The sequence below is a fragment of the Rhodococcus sp. G6(2025) genome (genome assembly GCF_058628105.1).
Genome location: NZ_CP179751.1, coordinates 574,195 through 594,501, shown reverse-complemented (window position 1 = coordinate 594,501; position 20,307 = coordinate 574,195). Strand labels below are relative to the sequence as shown.

Here is a 20,307-nt window from a genome sequence, read left to right as displayed (position 1 = left end):
TTGTTCATCGTCGTTAGTGCATTCTTGCGGTGCCATCAGAAGTGCCGGCCATCAGTACAGGGCGGCGCCTTGCTGCTGAGAATTACCCGTGGGTCGAGGCACAACAGGCTGGTCGAGGCGCCCCTGCCGGGCCAAGAGCTCCTTGAACTCGACAATGTGAGCACGCATTATTCGAGAAGCCTTCGCTTCGTCGCCTCGGTTGATGGCTTCCGCAATCGACCGGTGCGCTGCCGAGGTGTCGGACTGTTGATGGGCCGACAGCTCGGTAGTGTTGGTCTGCCATTCCAAGACCTGGTTCATGGTGGTGAGCATTGTGCTCGTGAAGTAGTTGTTGGTAGCAAGCCCCAGAAGGCGGTGAAATTCCACGGAGTGAGGCACGTCGTCGTGATGAACCTTGGTCACTGCCAGCAGTTCTTCACGCTGTTCGGGGGTCGCCTGACGTGCAGCCATCGCGGCGGCGCCCGGCTCGACTATGAGCCGGAACTCGACAAGGTCTGAGACCGGCGTTCCATCGAAGGCGAGGAGCACTGCCAACGAGCGCGTCACGCGCGAGACATCCGGCTGGGCGACCTCGATGCCCCCACGTGGTCCGCGCCGTATAGCGACGATGCCGTCCGTCTCCAGCATGCGCAGCGCTTCCCGGACGGTGCCGCGACTGAACCGGTACTGTTCGATCAGGTCCGCCTCGGGGGGGAGTCGATCGCCGGGCGCGAGTCCTTCGCTGAGAATCCGTACCTTCAACAGGTTCGCAAGCACGTCCGACGCCTTCGGAACTCGTGTGCTGTTCTGAACGTCAGCGGTCATTCTTCTCTTCACCCCTTGGTAGAACCGAGAACTGTGCTGCCTACCCGACGACAACGCCACGAACGCCGAGCAGCAACGTGCACTATCCTCGATAGCGTCACAGGCGTCGAAGATATCATTGCTTGTGTTTATCATAAGGATTGGGCCAGATACTGCAAGACTCGCGACGCGACTGATTCCAGATTTGAATCTGCCCCGACGGTCCACACCAGAGGATTCTCGGTGCGGCACATCTCGCTGCGGGGGATCCGCGAGGTGCCCGGCATCTCGATCACTCAGCTGAGTTACAGCGCTTAAGGGCAATTGCTCCCTGTCTGGTGGCAGTCCATTTTGTACTGATACTCGTAATCTAGTTCCGGTGGCAACATCGATGTGTCGTTGCTTAGTTCTCCACGAGAGATGCTCTTGTCTTTATGGTTTCGCTTATTACGGCGGGTCGTCCGCTTAACAGGGATTACCCAAGTCGGGCGTAACCCGTGAAGACTTCGATACCGGACTGGTTGGTGGCGACAATGTCCACCCTTTCCTGATCGGCACCACCGCGAGCCAGCTCCACTGTAATGGTGTCGCCGGGCCAAACCGAGGACTTGAATCGACCACCAAAGGCACTGATGTAATCCTGTGCGACAACGTCAGTGAGGGCGCGCGCTATAACACCCATGGTGAGCATCCCGTGTGCCATCACCGACGGCAGTCCGGCGACCTGGGTCGCGAAGACCTCATCGGTGTGAATGGGGTTGAAGTCGCCCGAGGCACCTGCGTACTGCACAATCTGGGTGCGCGTGAGGCAGTCCACAATTTGAACTCGCGTGCGGTGACCGGGCCCGAGCACGGACGGAAGCATCCCTCAGCTCCCATTCTCGTCCGTTGAGCGAACCCGCTGCACGCGCACAATCCGTGAGGTGATGACAACGTGGCCCGAGTCGTCGACGAAGTCGGTAATCTCCTCACGGAAGTTCAGCACTCCGCTCGACCCGTTCTTGGACCACGCCTTTCCGAGACGCCGCTTCCAGCGTAGACATTCACCCGCTCTGGGGTGTCGGCGGTACTCGAAGTGCTGCTCTGCGTGCAACCATCCCTCGTCATTGCCAGCGTCGCGCTCCACGCCCGTCGCGGAAATACCCGAGCCCTTCCATGGTTGGCCAGGGTGCGGGCGAAGCGGGGACTGCTCGTCCTCGTGGGCGCTGGCTTGCGTGAAGGTCAACGGCGCAAGAGCTTGTTGACTGTACGCCGACTCGGAACCGAAGCTGCGCTCCATCGCCGCGATCTGACCCGCCTCGACATGAAAAAGGCCCGCCGATTCCATCACTGGGCCGACTCCGGCGCCTGGTCGACCTCGAAGTACGAATCACCCAGGCGGCCTGACGGGTTGTCGATTGTTCTCAGACGCCCTCGGATTCCGGTCGCTTCCGTAAGCGGGACCCCCTGAGCAAGCCCAGTCACACGGGTGCGGAGCAAGTTGCGGCAGCCGTCGAGCCGGATGGCAGCGTACGCGTACGGCAGGTCGGTGAATCCGCGCGCAGGGGAGTCGATGGGGATCCAGTAGGCCCAGACCAGCGACTCAATCACCCCCTCGCCCGTGTGCTGAACCCAGGCAGTGTCACGCCAGCACTCCTGGCAGTGAATTCGAGGAGGGCAGAATTTCAGCCCACAAGCCTCACAGGCGCTGATCTGGAAGCTTGCGTTACCCTCAGCGAGGCTGGCGAAGAACGGCGTGATGCCACCGTAGCCATACTTGTATAGGACTTTGAGCTCGTCGTCGATCTCGAACGATGATCGATTCTTCGGTTGCGTGGTCATCGGGGTACCTTCCTGCTGCGCTGCTTGACTGGCCGCGGGCGACTGGTGCTCATCGGGTCAGCACGGCGGCCGCGCCCAGGCTCAGGCCAGCACCGCCTGTCGACGACACGACACCTACTCCCTTCGGCGTCGGAACCTGGTGAGCTCCGGCTCGGCCGAGGAGTTGATCGGTTACTTCGGAGATGCTGAAAACTGCGGAGGCACCGGCGATGTGGCCTGCTGCGATCCTGCCGCCGGAGACGTTGATGGGTGTTGCTCCCCCTCTCTGCGTCTGCCCGCTGCGAAGGAGCTTGGTCGCGCCACCTCGCGGAGCTAGGCCAAGCTCCTCATAGGTGATCAGCTCGACGCCAGTTGTCAGGTCGTGCACTTCGAAGAGGTCGACCTGCGTCGCTGGGTCGGTGATTCCTGCCATGTCGTATGCGCGTGCAACGGAGCCACCTACGGATGGGATTCCCGGATCCGAGGCTGGGTCGGACCAGGCAACGCCGTCGGCGTGACAGGTGCCGACCCCTGCGACCTTGAGCCGTCGCGGCAAGGATACGGGTGCGTCGTCGGAAATCAGCAGGACCGCAGCGGCGGTCTCGCTGTAAAGGCACGACTCGTACATAGTGGTCGGGGCGCCGACCAACCGCGAGTTCAGCACCTCGTCGAGTGTGACCGGTGTGCGCAGCTGCGCAAATTCGTTGAGTACTGCGTTGCCACGGTTCTTCACCGCGATCGCAGCGAGGTCCTCCGGTGTGGGTTCCCCGTAACGCGCAATGTAGCGGTTGAGAATAAGTGCCCACGGCTGCTGCGCGAACGGCATGTCCCAGGTCGCATCGAGTGTCCAATTCTCCGCGGTGAGGGCCGCGTCGCCTCGCTGACCGGCAGTGAGCTCAGTGACGTCGAGAGCCTTCTGGACGGCGATCAACAAGCAGGCATCGGACAACCCGGAGGCGACGTCTGCGTAGGCTGCCTTGAATGCGTAGCCACCAGTCGCAGCTCCCTGTGTCACGCGTTGGGCAGGCTTACCGTTGAATCCGAGATACTCGTGGAGCATCACGTCTGGGGTGCCTTGCCGCAGCAGCAGGTCATTGTAGATCGAGTACACCACAGAATCGACAGCGGATTTGTCGGTCTCCGCGTCTGCGAGAGCCAGTCTGGCGGCGTCGAGCGCGAGCTCTTGGTAGTTCAGCGGATACTTGCTTTTGAACGGCAGGCGCCCCGCGCCGGCAATGTAGACATTTCTCATCGAATTTCGCTCAGCTTTCGGTCGGGCCGAAGGCCGAAGACCTTCGACAGCAGGAGTACGTCGAAGTAGACTCCATCGATCGTGAACTCACCTGATGCAACGAGGTGGGTGTAGTCGACTCCGTCGATCAGCCACCGGCGAAGTGCATCAAAAGACGCGGCCTTCAGAGTGGTCGGCGCCTCGATCGACTCCTCAGTCAGTTGCACGGCAGAAGGTTCAACGACGCAGGTAAGCCAGTGGTCACCGCCCACGGCGATGGCAATTGCACCAGTCCAACCGGAGACGCGGTGGGTGCCGGCACCGGCCGCCAGAGCGGTAATTTGCTCGCGGAGCCTTTCGGGGGTGCTCATGCTGATGCCTCCTCATTCGTGGACTTAACAATGCCGTTGTTGCTCCGACGCGGGGTGGTGGCCTCGTCGAGCGCGTCGCGTGTGGACTGGTTCACGAAGCACATGAACTCCAGGGCCAGGCTCGCTTCGAACGTCTGCCAGTGCTGGCGCAGGATCCCGTTGGCCGAGACCTTCGTCGCCTGAACTGCGAATGGGTCGAAGTGCGCGATCTTGCGAGCCAGCTCCATTGCGCGGTCCAAGGTCGTGCCAGCGGGAACGGCCTCGTAGACCAACCCGAGCTCGGCTGCCTCGGACCCTCTCAACGCCTCTCCGAGGAGCAGTTTGCCTCGTGCACGCTGGATGCCCATGGCTAACGGCCACAGGAATGCTGCGTGGTCGCCCGGCGAGGCACCGAACGCGAGATGCCCATCGATGATCTTCGCGTCTTCGGCGGCGATGCATATGTCCGCGATGAGTGCGACCGCGTTACCTGCGCCGACCGACACGCCCTCAAGTGCAGAAACGACGGGCTTACGGCAGTCGAGAAGGCCACGGACGATTCCACGAGCCGCCCACCATGCATTCGCACGGGTGTGGTCATCGGTGGTGAGACCTTGGACGAATGCGAGGTCTCCACCAGCGCTGAATGCCTTGCCTTCGCCGGTGACCACGACGACGCGTACGTCATCCCGCGCGTCGAATTCCGCCCAGATCGTCGACAGCCGGTCGTGTTCGACTTCGCGGAGAGCGTTCAGCTTCTCTGGGCGGTTGATCGTGACCAGGACGATACCGTCCTGGTCCGGCTCACTGACGGTGAGGGCCGGGGTTTCAGCCATGGTTCTCTCTTTTCTGTGGGTCAGATATAGCGACCGCCGCCGATTTCGATGACGATTCCCGTTATGTAACTACTCATTTCACTCGCCAGAAATACGCAACCCGTCCCGATCTCGTCGGGCGTACCTGCCCTCTTGAGTGGAACTTCTGCGAGTTTCTTCTCGTAGATGTCGGCGCGCAGAGCTTTGGTCATCGGGGTGTCGATGAGCCCGGGCTGGATGGCGTTGATCCGAATCGAGTAGCGGGCGAACTCCTTCGCAGTGGCCTTGGTCAGGCCGACAAGGCCCGCCTTCGAAGCACAATAGTTCGCCTGACCGATCGTGCCGACCTTTCCACCGAGGGAGGAAATGTTCACGATGGTTCCGGATCGGCGCGCCACCATGCCCGGCGTCACGACCTTCGTCGTGAGGAACGCGCCTTTGAGGTTCACGTCGAGGACCGTGTCCCACTCCTCCACCGTCAAATCCTTCACCAGATGGTCGCGCGTGACACCGGCGTTGTTGACCAATGAGTCGATGTTTCCGACCAAAGACTCGGTCTCCCTCAGCGCGGCTTCCACGCTCGCATGATTCGCGACATTGCACTCCACGTAGGCGACCTTGGTGTCAAGGTCGTCAAAGGTACCGGCATCGGGTGGTCGCACATCCCATGCGACCACCGTGGCACCGGCAAGCGTCATCTGCCGAACGATCGCCGCGCCGATTCCGCTTGCCCCTCCTGTCACAACAGCATTGACGCCCTCAAGTAGACCAGCGGTGCGAGACATCCCGACCTCCATGTAGTGTTATTCTCGTAATTCTTACTACCATTAGGAGGACGACGGATGCAACCAAAGAACGGCCTGGGCCGCTACTTCGAGGACTTCGCAGTCGGAGACCACTATCAACATCCGCTTGGGCGCACCATCACCGAGACTGACAACGCGTGGTTCACGCTGCTGACGATGAACACCCACCAGCTCCACTTCAACGACGACTACGCCGCCAACACTGAGTTCGGGAAGCAGCTCGTGAACTCCGGGCTCTCAGTGGCCATGGTCCTCGGAATCAGCGTCTCCGACGTCTCGCAGCACGCCGTGGCGAACCTCGGCTGGACGAATATCGCCCTACCCCACCCGCTGTTCGTCGGTGACACGCTCTACGCGGAGAGCCTTGTGACCGCCGCACGCGAGTCCAAGAGCCGGCCGCAGGCGGGGGTCGTCTCTGTCTTGACCCGCGGCCTGAACCAGCACGGCGACATCTGTGTGACGTTTGACCGAACAGTCTTGGTCCACAAACGCTCCGCAGGAGCGCGCTTTCCATTCCCTGAACCCAAGGAACCGATCTCCACCTCCAGACCATGACGCACCTCGATTGACAGTCGAGCCCTGGTAGTTGCCGAATACCGCAAGGCTGCGGCAAATCTTTGGCGATGACAGCGATCACGCAGGACATTGTTCGGGTGATCCTGAAGAACGTGGCCGAGAGCAGCCCAACTGCTCTAGCTGATGCCGATGCCACTCCTTCGTAACGCGTCGGTTCTGGAAGATGGCAGATTACGGTTGGGCGTTGGGCCGGCGAGGTCGGATTCTTAAAACCAACCGGTCTCGTCCGCCACCGGCGCCGCCTGATTCGGCGGCCCTAGCGCCAAGGTACACATCGCCACGAAATATCGTCAGCACCTTGTGGTCTCACTTCAGCGTCCGGTACCTGGCGCAGACCGTAGTGAGAACTCCGAGGTCGCGGGAAAGCTTTTGCGGCGACTAGCACAACGCCACAGTGAAGCAGACCGATCCCCCTCGAAGACACCTCCCCCTCTAACCCCAACGTGAGTTCAGCACCAGGAAGACAGCACCATGACAGACGCACCAGCCGACAAGTTCTTGATCTCGGTACCTCAGCAAAAGCTCGACGACCTGAAGGCAGAGCTCATCGCCACCCGCTGGCCGGCGGATATGAACAAGGATGACATCGACAAAGACACCAGCGCCGGTTATATGAGGGAACTGGTGGACTACTGGATCAACGAATTCAACTGGCGCGGTGCAGAGGCCGCGCTCAATGAGTTCGACCATTACCGCGTGATCATCGACAGCGTCCCGATCCACTTCATCAAGGAACCGGGACAGGGCCCTGCGCCGATTCCGCTGCTTCTCTCCTACGGCTCCCCGTCGAGCTTCCGCGAGTGGACCACGATTATCAAGCAGTTAGCAGATCCGGCCTCCTATGGTGGTGACCCCGCCGACGCGTTCGACGTGATCGTCCCGTCGCTCGCGGGATTCGGCTTCTCTGCCCCAATCACCAAACCGGACATGAACTTCTGGAACATGGCAGAGCTATGGCACAAGCTGATGACCGAGCACTTCGGGTTCGAAGAGTACGCGGCCGGCGGCTCCGACAACGGCGCAGTGGTAGTCAGCCAGCTCGGCCACAGGTACGCCGCCGAGGTGTACGGCATCTGGCTCACGCGTGCCATCCGCCTCGACTTGTTTCAGGGCGAACGGCCCAGGGACCGCAACGCCGACTTCATGGTCCCTGACTATGTACCCGACCAGGTACAGGACGGCCTACTTGACGCCCCGAACCACTCATATGGTCTGGCCGACTCGCCGGTCAGAATGCTGGCTTGGATGCTGGAACGCTGGACCACAGTGAATGAGTCGGCCGGCGACATGCAATGCTCACCTTTGCGCGAACACTTGCTTACAGATGCAACCATCGGGTGGATGAATGACGCGATCACTAACTCCATTCGGACCCATGCAAATTCCAACCAGCACCCCTGGGTCCCCTCACACGGCCGCAAACCTATCGTCGAGACACCCTTGGGTGTAACTTTTCTCGGCTACGAGAATCCGCCTGGCGTCTCCACCGAGGATCGGGTCCACACCTTCCTCGATGGCCCTGATGTTAAAGAGTGGTATAACCCCATATACATCAACGCCCATGAATCTGGCAGTCCGTGGGAGAACCGCGACGCCGTGATCGAAGACATTAGAGCGACCTTTCGAGGTCTGCGTTAGCTTCGACTGTTATGGCAGGGGCAAACCCGATCTTGCTGAGCGACTGATAGGTATCAGAGATCGGCTGTTACTCGACGCGGCCGCAGGCTAGTTCGCCCGCAGCCCTGACGCTGGCACCGCGAGATCAATGGAAGATCGACGTTGTTCACGCGAGATCGATGCTGGAAAGAGAGTTCAAACCTCTGCCGTCTGGGCGGCACCCTCCCATGTCACTGGCAACGAATTCACCGGCGCTCATCCCGCCGCGACCGTCTTGTCGGCACGGCCAATGCAAGGGTCTCCAGTTCTCGACTATGCTGTGACCTGCCCCTGATGGATCTCACGCGCGGCGTAGCGCCAGCACAGGGATCGTCCGGAAGCCCGCAGCCTTCTCCGCATACTCACCGAAATTGGGATACCGACGTGCCTGCTCGGCGTAGATCCGATCGCGCTCCTCACCTGTCACCTCGACGACGGTCACCGGGTACCGCTCGGTACCACGTTCGATCTCCGCCTCGCCTGAGGTGACGAGGTTGTAGTACCAATCGGGATTGGTAGGGACGCCGTTCTTTGAGGCGAAAACGTAGATCGTGTCCGGATCCTGGTCATCAGGTAGATACACCATCGGGCTCACCAAATCGCGCCCTGTTTTACGGCCACGATGGTGAACTATGACCACCGAGGTATTCGCGAACGGGCCACCAACTCTGCCCTCGTTCGCCCGAAATTCGGCGATGATGTTGGCGTTCCATTCGTTCCAGTCCTGCGGACTACTCATCATCTAGATCCTACTCGTTCTGTCGGTATCACCGTCAAAGCCGTCAGCTTCGATGGAATCGGAAAGCTAGGGGCCAAGGCCGTCCATAGATCTTCGCCGAGTGCGCCGCCAGTCGATCTTGACGTGATCATATGGGCAGATCAAAATGTCAAGTTTTGAACCTTCAGCACCCAGTAGTCTGCCGTGTAACGGCACTAGACACAGTTCAGAACTTGAGGACCATGCGTCCGCGGAGGCCACCGGCTTCCAGCGCACGGTGAGCGTCGGGTGCCTTCTTTGCGTCCACGGTCCCCGCCACTCTTAGCGTCAGTGCGCCTTGCTCGACGAGCGTGACCAATTCCTCGAGAACGTCACGATCATCGCGATACCGCATGCACGCGACTTGTTTGATCTCCACGTCAAATCCCTCGATAGGCCGTGTGCCGCGCTCACCCAGTGAGCGCAGTTTCGCGATGACTCCGCCCGGAGCTACTGCAGGCGCGATTTCCTCTTGCAAGAGGGCTGCATCCACCACTGCGGCGACGCCGTCGGGGTATAACTCCCGGACCCGCTTCCCCAAGTCCGGTCCACGATCGACGACAACATCGACCCCGAGGCCGCGCGCCAGTTCCACGTCGGCATGAGCCGCATCAGCCACGACGGTGAGTCCGGCATGCTTGGCGAGCTGAACAACGTAACCACCGACGGCACCAACCGCCCCCGTAACCAAAATGGTCGCGTTCGCCGGGACGGCGATGTCCTCAAGTGCCGCGCGGGCTGTCAACCCGTTCATCGGGAGCGTTGCGGCCTCTTCATGGGTTGCGCCGGCTGGCGCTCGGACGACTTGCGTGTCATCGAGGACGATGTACTCGGCGTATGCACCGCCAGATGATTCGATGGGAATGACCATCGCAATGACCCGGTCGCCGACGACAAGGTCCGTGCTGGCGCCCTCACCGATTTGATCGATCACGCCCGCAATCTCCATCCCTGGCCGATAGGGCTTGGGAACGCCTTCTTGCATCAGGTGATCGACATCTCCCACACGGAACAACACATCAGCGGGATTGACCGTCGCAGCACTGACCCGCACGCGCACCTGCCCATGGCCGGCCTCGGGTGTAGGGACATCCAAGAGCTGCAGCGCTTCGGGACCGCCATAAGTTGGAACGGCAACAACCTTCATCAACAACCATTACCCTTCTAATACCAGGTATCCGAATGATACTATCTTTAGTATCCGTAGCCGGTCGGCAATCGACAAGAGAGCACTCTGATGTCACCAGGTATCTCAGAAGTAACCATTGGGCAGGCGGCCGCCGATTCCTGTGAGGTATCGAATCCATCCCGGGAGGCGTTGATCAAGAGCGTTCTCGAGCGAATCGGCGACAAGTGGTCGGTGATCGTTATCTGCAATCTAGGGTCGACGACACTACGCTTCAACGAGTTACGCCGTTCGACCGACGGGATCACACAACGGGTTCTCGCCTCCACACTTCGCGGTCTCGAAAGGGATGGGATCGTCCTTCGGACGGTCTTCCCCACGACTCCGCCGCGCGTGACATACGAGCTCACCAAACTGGGCCAAGATCTACTCAAAATTGCGCAAGCACTCGCGCGGTGGACTGACGTCAATGCTGATGTCATCATGCAGGCTCGTCATCAGTACGACGAACGCGAAGGCGTGGTCTAGCGATGTAGGTTCGGCCGCGTACGGATCATGCGCCATCTCGCCTAGTGTTTATGGTGAGCGAAAGTATGTCCCTTCCGACAGGTATGCCCAGCCAGGATCTCCTGGAGCTTTGCAGTGTCGCGCGACCTCGGCGCGACACCGGAACGAGAGAATCCAGCGCCGATCGTATACATTCTCCTTTGCCACCTCCGGTGAAGGGTTCGGCCTGCTGACAGGCGTCATGCCCTCACGGGTGCAGTCACTTTGACGAGTCTGGGACCCCTGGAGGAGCGTCCCCGATCATGCCTACTCGGCGACTTCGACGCCCTGCTCGGAATATTGCCACTGGCACAATCTGGTGTTGGTTTAGCCAGCCGCTAAAGTCGTACCTGGGGAGATCAAGCGATAGCGACGAGTCCTCCAGGTTCGTAGCTGGCACTGGCATTTCGGCAAGGCTCCGCCGCCAACTCGACCCCTGCCAGCGCCGCACTCGCCATGCCAGGAACTTACCTCCCACTCACGTTGAGGTGACCGGCGGGGCATTTCGGGTACGTAGCAGTATCTACCCCCGTCTCCACAGCAGTCACTCGCGTCCCATCGGGGAAACGATCACGGCCGGACACCTAAAAGCGGTTCCGCCGGAGATACCACCGCACTTGAGAGTGCCCTCTTGCAAAGCCTTGCCGAGTGCTCCAACCTGATCAATGGAATTGAAGACGTTCCTGGAACAAGGGTTCAAACTAGAGGTTGTGAGAAAGCGGGCAGTAGGCATATACCAATTCAGCAGGCCAGACATGTCACAACCCGCCGAAATTTCAGAAGCGGATCCAGCAATAGGCATGAGCTCGGTTCGCGTGCACGCCTGCGGTCGAGGCTGCGAACCTGTTGATGCAATCCGGCTTACAAGCGCGAGCGCTCGACGGATCCCGTCGGCCCTCACCCCGAGCCAGGCGGAGCAATGCGGCACAACAGCGCCCTTCCCGTGAAGATGCTTAATCCGCGAGCCCCAGGCCGTACCGAGAAGCCGAACGTGGGCCCGACACGTGGTTGAGTTGGGTGTACTCACCTGGAAAGTCAGGCAAATACTCCGAGCGGATAACGCCGCCGGCCAATCGACGGCTTCAGCACGGCGGAGTCCGCCGATGGCTAATGCCCCCGCATAGCACCAAGTTGCTAGTAAGAACGAAAGGAGTGAACGTGTCCGCACGCTTCGCAAACAAAGTCATCCTAATCACAGGTGCTACGTCAGGCATGGGACGCGCTGTCGCCGAGCGGGTTTCCGCCGAGGGCGCAAAGATCGTCCTTGCTGCGCGGAGCGCAGAGACCGGTGGAGCACTCGAGGCCGATCTCCGCGCCGACGGGCGTGAGGCACACTTTGTACCAACAGATGTACGCGACGAGGCCTCCGTAGCAGATCTGGTACGGCAGGTGATCAGCCACTATGGTCGACTCGACGGCGCGTTTAACAACGTCGGAGCCGCGACCGCGTACGGCCCCGTGGATGAGATCACCGGCAGCGCATGGGACGCAGACATCGCCCTTAACCTCAACAGCGTCTTCTTCGGGCTGAAATACCAGATACCCGCACTACGGACAAGTGGCGGAGGCGCGATCGTCAACAACGCATCAAACTTGGGTGTTACAGGAATGGCGGGCATGTCCTCCTACAGCGCCGCGAAGCACGGAGTTATCGGTCTCACCCGCTCAGCAGCACTCGACACGGCGGCGATCGGAATCCGTATCAACGCGCTCGTCACCGGTGGCGTGGACACACCACTTCTCCGCAATAACATGGGCGTCGATCCAGACGAAGCTGTGCGCAGTGCAGGCGCAATGCACCCAGTCGGCCGGATCGCGCAGCCAGCAGAGATCGCGGCATTCGTCGCATTCCTGTTGAGTGACGAAGCCCCCTTCATTACCGGAGCCGCACTAGCCATCGATGGCGGCATTACCGCCGGGTGATCGGAACGGGGTCTCGAAACCGAGGTCCGGCCCCGCCGGGTTGCAACGGCAGTGGAGTCCGGTCGCCACGCCGCATCTCGCGAATCGCACGCTGCCGAGGGTAAACCTGCCTCGTACGTGGGCCGACTTGGAGAAGCCGGTTGGTAGGGAGTTCCCCACCCCTCATCCCATCCGCCTTGCGGGCGCTGTCTGCCCAAAAAATCTGGAGCACATCGGCATTGTTCATAACAGCGCCCCCGGCAAGTCCGCCCGCAAACGGCGAGTACGGCGGCCATAACTACCTGGGCGACACTCGGTCCACCGCTCGTCCAACAGAATTGTGCCGCTCCAGCATCGTAATGCTCGCCAGTCTGTCTGCCTCACAGCATCGCATGCAGGCCCAGCGCCGCCCCGCGTCTGCTTCGTCGCAATTGACCAGGATGACATCAGGAGGAAGAGCCCACTGTCTGGCCGGCGTCACATAAGTGGTTGACCGTCAGCGCAAGATCGACTGGCATTCTCCGCATTTCCCACCTCCCAAACTTCCAAGGCTTCCGCAGTCCCGATCAGATGTGTGATTTCTGTGAACTCTCGTGAGTATCGCCAGTGGCGCCAGAGGCGTCGTGCCGCCTGGGTTGAAGCCAACCGCAAACGCAACCATCCTGACACTGAGGCAGAGCGCCTCATCGAATTCGCCAGCATGTGGGCACCATTCGGGGGCGCTACCGAGGACGAGATTCTTGTACACTTCGGAATGACGACACGCCGCTTCATCGAACGACTGTGGCAGGCAATCCCTGAGTCGAATTGTGCCCAAGACGAGATACACAACTTAGCACGTGCATACCCGTGTCCCCGCCGATCCGGCCTAGACGGGTGACGTCCACACGCCCAAGGTTGTGATGACCGATCGTCTCACCAATTGCCTCCGCAAATACGAGGCATCTGGTTACGGATCGGGCCGCATCCGCATACGCAGTTCATCAATCATCTAGTGACGGTCAATTGGACAGACGTGTCCGACGCCGAAGATTAAGTTCTCGAAGACAGGAGAAGCAGGTCCTACTCCCGAGCGGTGATTACCGACGTGGTTCCATGCGATTCCGGCCCGCTGGTCCAGGCGCTAGATGGCGTGGCGAGCGGAGATAGTAAGGACCTCCGGGGTCGGTGTGGTTACTACACGCGCACCACTGCAGCACGATGCACCGGGCGACCTCGTCCACGTCCACATCAAGAAACTCGGCCGCATCACGGACGTCGGTGGACACTGCAAAATTCGTCGCGCCGCCGGACGACGCAACCGCTCCGGAGTGGGCTACTCGTACTTGCGCCACTACGTCGACGATCCCTCCCGGCTCGCGTACTCGGAGATTATGCGCGATGAGAAGAAGGCCGCCGCCGTGTTCTGGTCCCGAGCGAACGACTTCTTCTCAGGCCATCACGTCACCGGCACGCGAGTGTTAAACGACAACGGATCATGCGACTGCTCGGACGTTTTCAGAGACACGCTCGGTCCGGACATTGCACACAAGCGAAGCAGACCGTACCGGCCCTAGACCATCGGAAAAGTCGAACGGTTCAATCGGCCCCTCGCCGCGGAGCGGGCGTCGTAGACACACACCCTCAGCGACGAGACCCGCTCATCGACCTACCAAGCCTGGTTGTATCAAGACAATCACCGCCGAACCCATACCGGGATCGACGGCAACTCACCCATCGACCACGTCGGCGTTCATAGCGTGCCAAGGGCTAACAGCTAGGGTTCACCCGGTCGGAGCCGAGGCCAATCGCTTCCGCGGGTCCGGGCCACCAACCTTGCCGTGCCTCCACCAATTCACTCTCTGAGCGTCCGTGGCTTCAACCCCGAGAAGCCACTCGCGCCGAACGCAATCTGCACCTGTGACACGGATGCCAACCTCCTCAGCACTCCGCTCCCTCCGATGTGGCCGCTGCCGTGTCAAAACCTCTGGTGATCGTGCACATTGCGCGCCAATAGCGCGTCCAGGTCTGCGCGCCGAGACAGCTGAGAAGGGGAAGTGAAATGGAGAGCCCAACTTGCCCGTGCCGCCTGCAGGAAGCCCGGCGCCGAGCTTGCGAGCTCGGACACAAGATCGGCGACGCGGATGTCGAGGATCTCGGGCGCAATCACCTCGCTAACGAGCCCAAGTGCCTGTGCTTGCTTGGCATCAATCTGGCGTTCCGTCAGGCCGTACCAGAATGCCTGCCGCGGTGGCATGACCTCTTCGAGGAACGCGAGTACGCGACCGGGAAAGAGGCCGATGGAGCGCTCGGGCAGCCAGAAGATCGCGCGTTCCGACGCGATGACCACGGGACTGAGCGCCGCGAAGATCAAGCCACCGGCCAGCGCGGGGCCGTCGATGACGGTAACGAGAAAGGCGTTGCTGTTCAGGATTGCCTGGACGACGACGAGTTCCGGTGATTCACTGTCCAGACGCATTGGCTCGGTCAGGTCGACGCCGGCACAGAACACCGGTCCGGCCGAGCGGAGGACGACGAGGTCACAGTCGGCGGAATCTATCCGTGCAAACGCATCCGCTATATCGTTGGCAAACTCGACGTTGAGTGCGTTGCGCTTAGCGTCGCGTGCCAGCTCGATCGTCGCTATCGCGCCGTCGATGGTCACACGGACCAGATCGGACGGCGCAGTCATGAATCGCCGCCTATTGCAGTGCGTTGGAGATAGTCGACGAGTTCGGCACGGATGCGGCGCCGGTCGACCTTGCCGGTGTCTAGCATCGGCAGTGATTGGACGATGCGAACATGTCGGGGAACTTTGAAATCGGCGATGTTCTCGCGACACCGCGCGATGATGGAGTCCGCGGTCGCTTCGCCGGAGCGCACGCGAACCACGGCCGCGGGGACGTCCCCCAGTCTGGCGTCGGGCACGCCGACGACGACAACCTGCTCCACCGCCGGGTCCTTCGCGATGAACTCCTCCACCTCGATGATCGAGACATTCTCCCCACCCGGCTTCAAGCGGTCGTCTGTCCTGCCTGCGTAATAGAGCACGCCGCCTTCCACACGCACGAGATCTCCCGTCCGGATCCAGGCCCGATGGTCCTGATGGGGAGGTTCCTTCTCGCCGAGGTAACCGAGCATCGCCATTGGGCCGCGAAGCCATAGCTCACCAACCTGGCCCGGCTGGACCTCGCCCTCGCCGGCCACGTCCGAGACACGAATTTGTGTGCCCGGGGTCGGACGGCCCAATGCGTCGAGGCGAATCTGTATCGGATCCTGAGGCAGAGTGCAGGCGATGGTTCCAGACTCGCTCGACCCGTACATATTGACCAGCCCTGCGACACCGAGTTCGTCGTGAATTGAACGCAGAAGCTGATAGTCTCCGCTTGCCCAGCCCTTCTGCAACCGTGGCAGGGCTACGGGATGTGCCCGGTACTCTTCCAGAAGGATCCGCCAGAAGGCTCCGTGTCCCTGGAACGCCGTACAATCTGCCTTGATCGTCGCCAACGCGTCTGCTACCCGGAACCTCTGTGGGACTACCATTTCGCAACCGCTGGTGAGGGCGGCGAGCGCGGTCGAGATCGTCCCACCGATATGGAAGAAGGGTAGCGGACTGTACATTCGATCGGAGGTGTCCAGGCCCATACTTTCCGCGCCGTAGTGCGCTGCGGCGACGGAGGCGGACTGGGAGAGGAGGACCGCCTTCGGTTTTCCGGTACTGCCTGAGGTGAATTGCACGAGAGCCGCGTCGCGATGATGGACCGCTTTCGCACGCGATCGGAATTCAATGTCGCTTATGAGATCGCCCGCGCTGAAGAATCTCTCGATGTCACCATCGATTTGTCCGTTCTGCGCGATTAGCACCCTGGGATCGAATCGTCCATCCTTTCGCGAATTATGGACTGTCCCACGGACCAGCGTTTCCGAGTCGATTCCGAGAAATCCTGTCATCACAATCAGCAGAGAGGGACGAAGCGTGGAGAACACGTGAGAAAGCTCCTCACCCCGATACCTGGTGTTCAGCCCACATACCCGCACACCCACCATCCCCGCGCCCAGTAGGGCCGTCGGCCACAATTGTGACGCTGGCCCCCATATTGCAATCGAATCCCCGTGGTCGACACCGGCTGCCATCAGTGCTCGAGCGAATCGGTGCGCCCTTGTATCGAGTTCACCCACCGTCATCGACGAGGCCGAGTCGGGAAACTCGAACAGGGTGTGATCGGATCCGAATCGCGCCTGGGTGAGTTGGAGCAACTGTGTGAAGTTCAGGCGTGGCAGCGGGCGGACACCCTGCGCCTGTGCGGATGCGACTTCGCCGTCCTCGTACTCGGGGTCGATACCCAGCGAGTCGAGTAAGGCCTGAAGTGAGACCGCTTCTGCGTAGTGCGATCCTGACACTAGTGGTTCACCGTCCCTCATAGCGGGGTTCTCGTCGTTCTTTCCATGCCGATATGCCTTCTTCGGCGTCGAAGCTGTCCTGGAGCAGCCGGACCATGGTGTCTTCCAGTCGGATACCGGAATCGATGGTCATATCGTAGGACCGCAAGGCAAGTTCTTTCGTGGCCTGGGTCGCTAGCGGAGCCCGCCGAGCAATCCGGTGTGCCATGGCGAGTGCGGCGTCGAGCACGCTTTCGCTCTCGACGAGATGGGAGATGAGTCCCCACTGGTGTGCCTGTTTTGCTGTGAGTCGTTCACCGCCAAGTAGCATCGACATTGCACCGGCGTGTGGCATCTGGCGAAGGAGTCTCTGAGTCCCGCCGTAACAGGCGAGTATCCCCCAGCCGGTTTCAGGGGTTGCGAACGTCGATCGAACTGTGGCGAACCGAATGTCGGTGGAGAGCAGGAGTGTGAGCCCGCCACCCAGGCAGGGGCCGTCGATGGCGGCGATCACCGGTTTGCGAAGTTCGAGGCCACGATCAGGCCTGAGATCCTTGCTCGGCGAGAGCAACCGGGACAGGCTGGGCGGCTCAGAGAGATACTCGTCGATGTCGGCACCGGCGCAGAATGCCCGCCCCGCACCGGTGAGCACCACGACTCGAATGGTGTCATCATCGGCTGCGATTCTCCACGCTCTTTCCAGGCAGTCGAGCATCTCGACAGTGATTGAGTTGAGTCGGTCGGGACGGTTAAGGGTGATGGTTGCCACGCTGTCGCTTCGCGACATGATTACGGCCTGGCCTCCGACATCGATATTCTCGACGTCCGGTCCCTCTGCGCGGTACCGATTCTGATTCATGTATGTCGTCCTCGCTTCGGTTCGGCTGACGCGTGAAGCTCGCGTGCTTCCTCGCGGTTCTATCGTTCCGGTGCCGTTCGGGTCGCACAACTGCCGAAACTGCCAGCCTCTAGGCAGGCAGCAGCTGGAATCCTCACCGAGCTTCGATCTGATTCGGAATCGGTATCCGGATCGTCACAGTCGTTCCAACGCCAGCCTGACCACGGACAGTGACCGATCCGCCCAACGCGCTCACACGACGGCGTAGTGCTGACAAACCGTATCCATGAGCGTTGGCACCGCCGGGTTCGAACTCGGTTCCACGGAGACCGAACCCGGTGTCAGTGATCGCGATTTCGATGGCGAAACCATCCACTAGGCGCGCGGAAAGGAAGGCCGTGCACGGGCCCGCGTGTTTAACGACGTTCATCAGGCATTCACGGGCGGCCCGTGTGATTTCTGTGCAGACTTCCGGTGAGACTCTGCGATCAATCGTGGGGTCGATTGCGGAGGTGACTTCGAGCGCCCACTCAGTGCGGATCAATTCGACTACGTCTACCAACGCGGCTGACGCGGCAACCTCTGGTTGCTGGAGGACGAAGATTGCGTCTCGAAGTGCACCCTCCGCCCTGCGGATCAGTTCGGAGGCGGCCCGAGTAGCTCGTCCAGCCAGGTTCTCCTCTTGCGCCCCCTTGTCGAGCTCTAGTTGCGCCGCAAAAAGAAGCTGCGAGACGTCGTCGTGGAGGTCATCGGCGATGCGTTGCCTCTCCCGGTGTTGCATCAGTTCTGCCTCCTGGCGTTGTGCACGACTCCTCATCTTCACCTCGGTGAGTGCTCTGGCAACTCCGGAGAGAAACTGGTGCTCGGTGGGGCTGAAGACCCCGCCAAGGGTTCGAGTCGCTACCAGCCGGAGTGGGTCGGTCCAGGCCCGACCACCGGGAAACTCCAGGCTGTAGGCCTTGACCGAGGGATCCGGTAGGACGACACGGTCCGGCGCAACGGAGAGAACCGTACCTGCTCCGTTCGTGAGCCGGAGTTCGTCGGCGTAGATCAGCTCTGCCGCCCGGCTGAGCGAGGGGCGGAAGCTGTCGGGATCGAGGACCGGGTCAGCCGACATATGGCTGATTTCGGCGAGGACCTGCTCCGCATTCGAAGTAAAGCGCCTTGCTTCGTTGATTCGGGCAAGCTCGACGGCGACGGATATTTGTGGCACCAGTTCGGCCGCGTGCTCCACATCCGAAGGCTGGAATCCTCCATCTTTGTTCGCAATCATCAAGACGCCGGTGGAGTTTCCAGAAATGACCAGTGGCAGGGCAATCATGTTTTCGATCCCGAACGCAATTGGATAGTTCTGGAGAATGGCCGGGTCCCCAATCACTCGATTGCTCGCGAAGGGTCGTTGCAGTTCGAAAACCCTGGCCGCGTTGCTGTGCAGATCGTTTGGGTCGATCGAGTAGCACTTCGTGATCTCCGGGGGAAGCGCGAAGGAGCCGTTCATGGTCTTGAGGAGGCCGACCTCGGCGTCGAAGACCGACAGGCCTACAGAGATCTCACCGAGAAGTGCCGTAATGGCCGTTGTCAGGGCCGGAATCAGGGTGATGAACGAGTCAGCGTGGAGTACGAGCGAGTCGATCTTCGAGAGCGATTCGACTGGGCCACGGTACTCGAGAGCGAACTCGCAGCAGCGCGCCAGCGCGCTGACCAATGCCGTGTCGACTCGGCCATCGGATTTCGTGAAAGCGCAGAGGAGTCCTACAACTTGCCCGTCGCGGACGAGTGCCGCCCGGGTGGCCGAGGCGAAACCAACGCGAGTCAACACCGCGTGGAGCGACCATCCACTCATCGTCTCCCCGTCGTCATCGAAGGGGTCGAAAGGGTCGGTGCGCGTTCGGCTGCCCATTGTGTTCTTGTTGGGAGCGAATTGTTGCGCAAGTCTGATCGCATCATTTCGTGAGAGGTCGGCGACACCGACCTCGGGGGCATTCCCTCCCCACAGCAGGATGGCCACGGCGTCGCATGCGAGTAGTTCCTTTACCATCCGGCATAGGCCGTCCATCTCGTCGAGGCCCATGGCAAAGCCCGCCGAGTCAGCGAAGCGGGTCATGGCGGCCCTGGACGGATGAGTTCACGGCGGATCGCCTCGGCGATGACCTGTGTCTTGGACCGTGCACCGAGTATCTCCTTGAGTCGTTGCATGTGAAAGCGCACCGTCGATTCTGAGAGGAAGAGCGATACGGCGATCTCCCTGTCGGTCTTCCCCTGGGCGGCCAGGGTGACCACTCGCTCTTGTTGGGGTGTGAGGAGGACGTCGTCACCGTCCGAACGCAGGCGTCTGACCAGATCGGCTGGAGTCTCGTCGAGGGAGACCGAATCGGCCAGCCGCGACAGTGCTGCACGGAGTTCCGACAGTCCTGATGACTTGGCGACATAGTCGTCAGCACCGGATTCTCGGCTTAGCCGAACCGTCTCTTCGCTCAGGTAGGTGCTGAGGACGATGATCTTGATGTTCGGCCACTTCGCTTTGATGTGTCTGATCAGCTCGTGGCCCGACATGTCAGGTAGCCGAAGATCCACTATGACGGCATCGACTGAAGTTGTGGAGAGTGCGTCGAGAGCCGCGGCTCCTGACCCCACGGCTGACACTACTTGGATATTGGCGCTGTTCAGCGACGCCGCCAACCCTTCGCGAACGATCTCGTGATCGTCCACGACAAGTATCTCCATCATTGGTGTTCCGCCCGATAGCGTCGTCGCGACCGATT

At 60.8% G+C, this 20,307-nt stretch carries 19 protein-coding genes and 1 pseudogene; 5 read left to right on the top strand and 15 right to left on the bottom strand.

Annotated features, from left to right (window positions below; all coding sequences use genetic code 11):
• Nucleotides 1-51: 51 nt before the first annotated feature.
• The 8 genes from ACLIVD_RS39760 to ACLIVD_RS39725 all read right to left on the bottom strand — a co-directional run bounded on the left by ACLIVD_RS39760 (nt 52) and on the right by ACLIVD_RS39725 (nt 5,764).
• Nucleotides 52-804, bottom strand: coding sequence for a FadR/GntR family transcriptional regulator (locus ACLIVD_RS39760; RefSeq protein WP_491933407.1), 753 nt, complete (start codon nt 802-804; stop codon nt 52-54).
• 454 nt (nt 805-1,258) lie between these two features.
• A complete protein-coding gene (locus tag ACLIVD_RS39755; RefSeq protein WP_491933406.1) occupies nt 1,259-1,648 on the bottom strand; it encodes a MaoC/PaaZ C-terminal domain-containing protein in 390 nt (129 codons plus the stop codon).
• Between the two features lie 3 nt (nt 1,649-1,651).
• Nucleotides 1,652-2,110 carry an FAS1-like dehydratase domain-containing protein gene (locus tag ACLIVD_RS39750; RefSeq protein ID WP_491933525.1) on the bottom strand — a complete coding sequence of 153 codons (459 nt, stop codon included), beginning with the start codon at nt 2,108-2,110 and terminating at the stop codon, nt 1,652-1,654.
• Nucleotides 2,110-2,604 (bottom strand): Zn-ribbon domain-containing OB-fold protein, encoded by a 495-nt coding sequence (locus tag ACLIVD_RS39745; protein WP_491933405.1) that lies wholly within the window; start codon nt 2,602-2,604, stop codon nt 2,110-2,112. The genes ACLIVD_RS39750 and ACLIVD_RS39745 overlap by 1 nt, the downstream gene beginning before the upstream one ends.
• A gap of 49 nt (nt 2,605-2,653) precedes the next feature.
• Nucleotides 2,654-3,835, bottom strand: a complete 1,182-nt coding sequence (locus tag ACLIVD_RS39740; protein ID WP_491933404.1) for a thiolase family protein — start codon at nt 3,833-3,835, stop codon at nt 2,654-2,656.
• Nucleotides 3,832-4,185: a hypothetical protein gene (locus ACLIVD_RS39735; RefSeq protein ID WP_491933403.1), complete on the bottom strand. Its 354-nt coding sequence runs from the start codon at nt 4,183-4,185 to the stop codon at nt 3,832-3,834. Before ACLIVD_RS39735 ends, ACLIVD_RS39740 begins: the two co-directional genes overlap by 4 nt.
• A complete protein-coding gene (locus ACLIVD_RS39730; RefSeq protein ID WP_491933402.1) occupies nt 4,182-5,000 on the bottom strand; it encodes an enoyl-CoA hydratase-related protein in 819 nt (272 codons plus the stop codon). The genes ACLIVD_RS39735 and ACLIVD_RS39730 overlap by 4 nt, the downstream gene beginning before the upstream one ends.
• A gap of 20 nt (nt 5,001-5,020) precedes the next feature.
• A complete protein-coding gene (locus ACLIVD_RS39725; RefSeq protein ID WP_491933401.1) occupies nt 5,021-5,764 on the bottom strand; it encodes an SDR family oxidoreductase in 744 nt (247 codons plus the stop codon).
• Nucleotides 5,765-5,821: 57 nt separating this feature from the next.
• Here ACLIVD_RS39725 and ACLIVD_RS39720 point away from each other — a divergent pair, with 57 nt between their 5' ends.
• Both ACLIVD_RS39720 and ACLIVD_RS39715 read left to right on the top strand, forming a co-directional pair.
• Complete coding sequence (locus tag ACLIVD_RS39720) at nt 5,822-6,340, top strand: MaoC family dehydratase (RefSeq protein ID WP_491933400.1); 519 nt, start codon at nt 5,822-5,824, stop codon at nt 6,338-6,340.
• Nucleotides 6,341-6,832: 492 nt separating this feature from the next.
• Complete coding sequence (locus tag ACLIVD_RS39715) at nt 6,833-7,999, top strand: epoxide hydrolase family protein (RefSeq protein WP_491933399.1); 1,167 nt, start codon at nt 6,833-6,835, stop codon at nt 7,997-7,999.
• A gap of 319 nt (nt 8,000-8,318) precedes the next feature.
• On the opposite strand, the gene ACLIVD_RS39710 is transcribed toward ACLIVD_RS39715, so the two are convergent.
• Together ACLIVD_RS39710 and ACLIVD_RS39705 are read right to left on the bottom strand one after the other, a co-directional pair.
• Nucleotides 8,319-8,756, bottom strand: coding sequence for a nitroreductase/quinone reductase family protein (locus tag ACLIVD_RS39710; RefSeq protein ID WP_491933398.1), 438 nt, complete (start codon nt 8,754-8,756; stop codon nt 8,319-8,321).
• Nucleotides 8,757-8,961: 205 nt separating this feature from the next.
• Nucleotides 8,962-9,921: an NADP-dependent oxidoreductase gene (locus tag ACLIVD_RS39705; RefSeq protein WP_491933524.1), complete on the bottom strand. Its 960-nt coding sequence runs from the start codon at nt 9,919-9,921 to the stop codon at nt 8,962-8,964.
• A 90-nt stretch (nt 9,922-10,011) separates the two neighbouring features.
• On the opposite strand from ACLIVD_RS39705, the gene ACLIVD_RS39700 reads away from it, so the two are divergent.
• From ACLIVD_RS39700 to ACLIVD_RS39690, 3 genes and pseudogenes are all read left to right on the top strand, one after another.
• Complete coding sequence (locus ACLIVD_RS39700) at nt 10,012-10,428, top strand: winged helix-turn-helix transcriptional regulator (RefSeq protein WP_491933397.1); 417 nt, start codon at nt 10,012-10,014, stop codon at nt 10,426-10,428.
• Between the two features lie 1,176 nt (nt 10,429-11,604).
• A complete protein-coding gene (locus ACLIVD_RS39695; RefSeq protein ID WP_491933396.1) occupies nt 11,605-12,369 on the top strand; it encodes an SDR family NAD(P)-dependent oxidoreductase in 765 nt (254 codons plus the stop codon).
• 1,172 nt (nt 12,370-13,541) lie between these two features.
• A pseudogene (locus tag ACLIVD_RS39690) lies at nt 13,542-14,108 on the top strand (integrase core domain-containing protein); the annotation flags it as partial.
• 197 nt (nt 14,109-14,305) lie between these two features.
• Here ACLIVD_RS39690 and ACLIVD_RS39685 read toward each other — a convergent pair.
• The 5 genes from ACLIVD_RS39685 to ACLIVD_RS39665 all read right to left on the bottom strand — a co-directional run bounded on the left by ACLIVD_RS39685 (nt 14,306) and on the right by ACLIVD_RS39665 (nt 20,254).
• On the bottom strand, nt 14,306-15,019 hold the full coding sequence (locus tag ACLIVD_RS39685) for an enoyl-CoA hydratase/isomerase family protein (protein WP_491933395.1): 714 nt from the start codon (nt 15,017-15,019) through the stop codon (nt 14,306-14,308).
• Nucleotides 15,016-16,749, bottom strand: coding sequence for a class I adenylate-forming enzyme family protein (locus ACLIVD_RS39680; RefSeq protein ID WP_491933394.1), 1,734 nt, complete (start codon nt 16,747-16,749; stop codon nt 15,016-15,018). The genes ACLIVD_RS39685 and ACLIVD_RS39680 overlap by 4 nt, the downstream gene beginning before the upstream one ends.
• Nucleotides 16,736-17,566, bottom strand: a complete 831-nt coding sequence (locus tag ACLIVD_RS39675) for an enoyl-CoA hydratase/isomerase family protein (RefSeq protein WP_491933393.1) — start codon at nt 17,564-17,566, stop codon at nt 16,736-16,738. The genes ACLIVD_RS39680 and ACLIVD_RS39675 overlap by 14 nt, the downstream gene beginning before the upstream one ends.
• Before the next feature lie 133 nt (nt 17,567-17,699).
• A complete protein-coding gene (locus ACLIVD_RS39670; protein WP_491933392.1) occupies nt 17,700-19,649 on the bottom strand; it encodes a GAF domain-containing sensor histidine kinase in 1,950 nt (649 codons plus the stop codon).
• Nucleotides 19,646-20,254, bottom strand: coding sequence for a response regulator (locus tag ACLIVD_RS39665; RefSeq protein ID WP_491933391.1), 609 nt, complete (start codon nt 20,252-20,254; stop codon nt 19,646-19,648). Before ACLIVD_RS39665 ends, ACLIVD_RS39670 begins: the two co-directional genes overlap by 4 nt.
• Between the last annotated feature and the right edge of the window lie 53 nt (nt 20,255-20,307).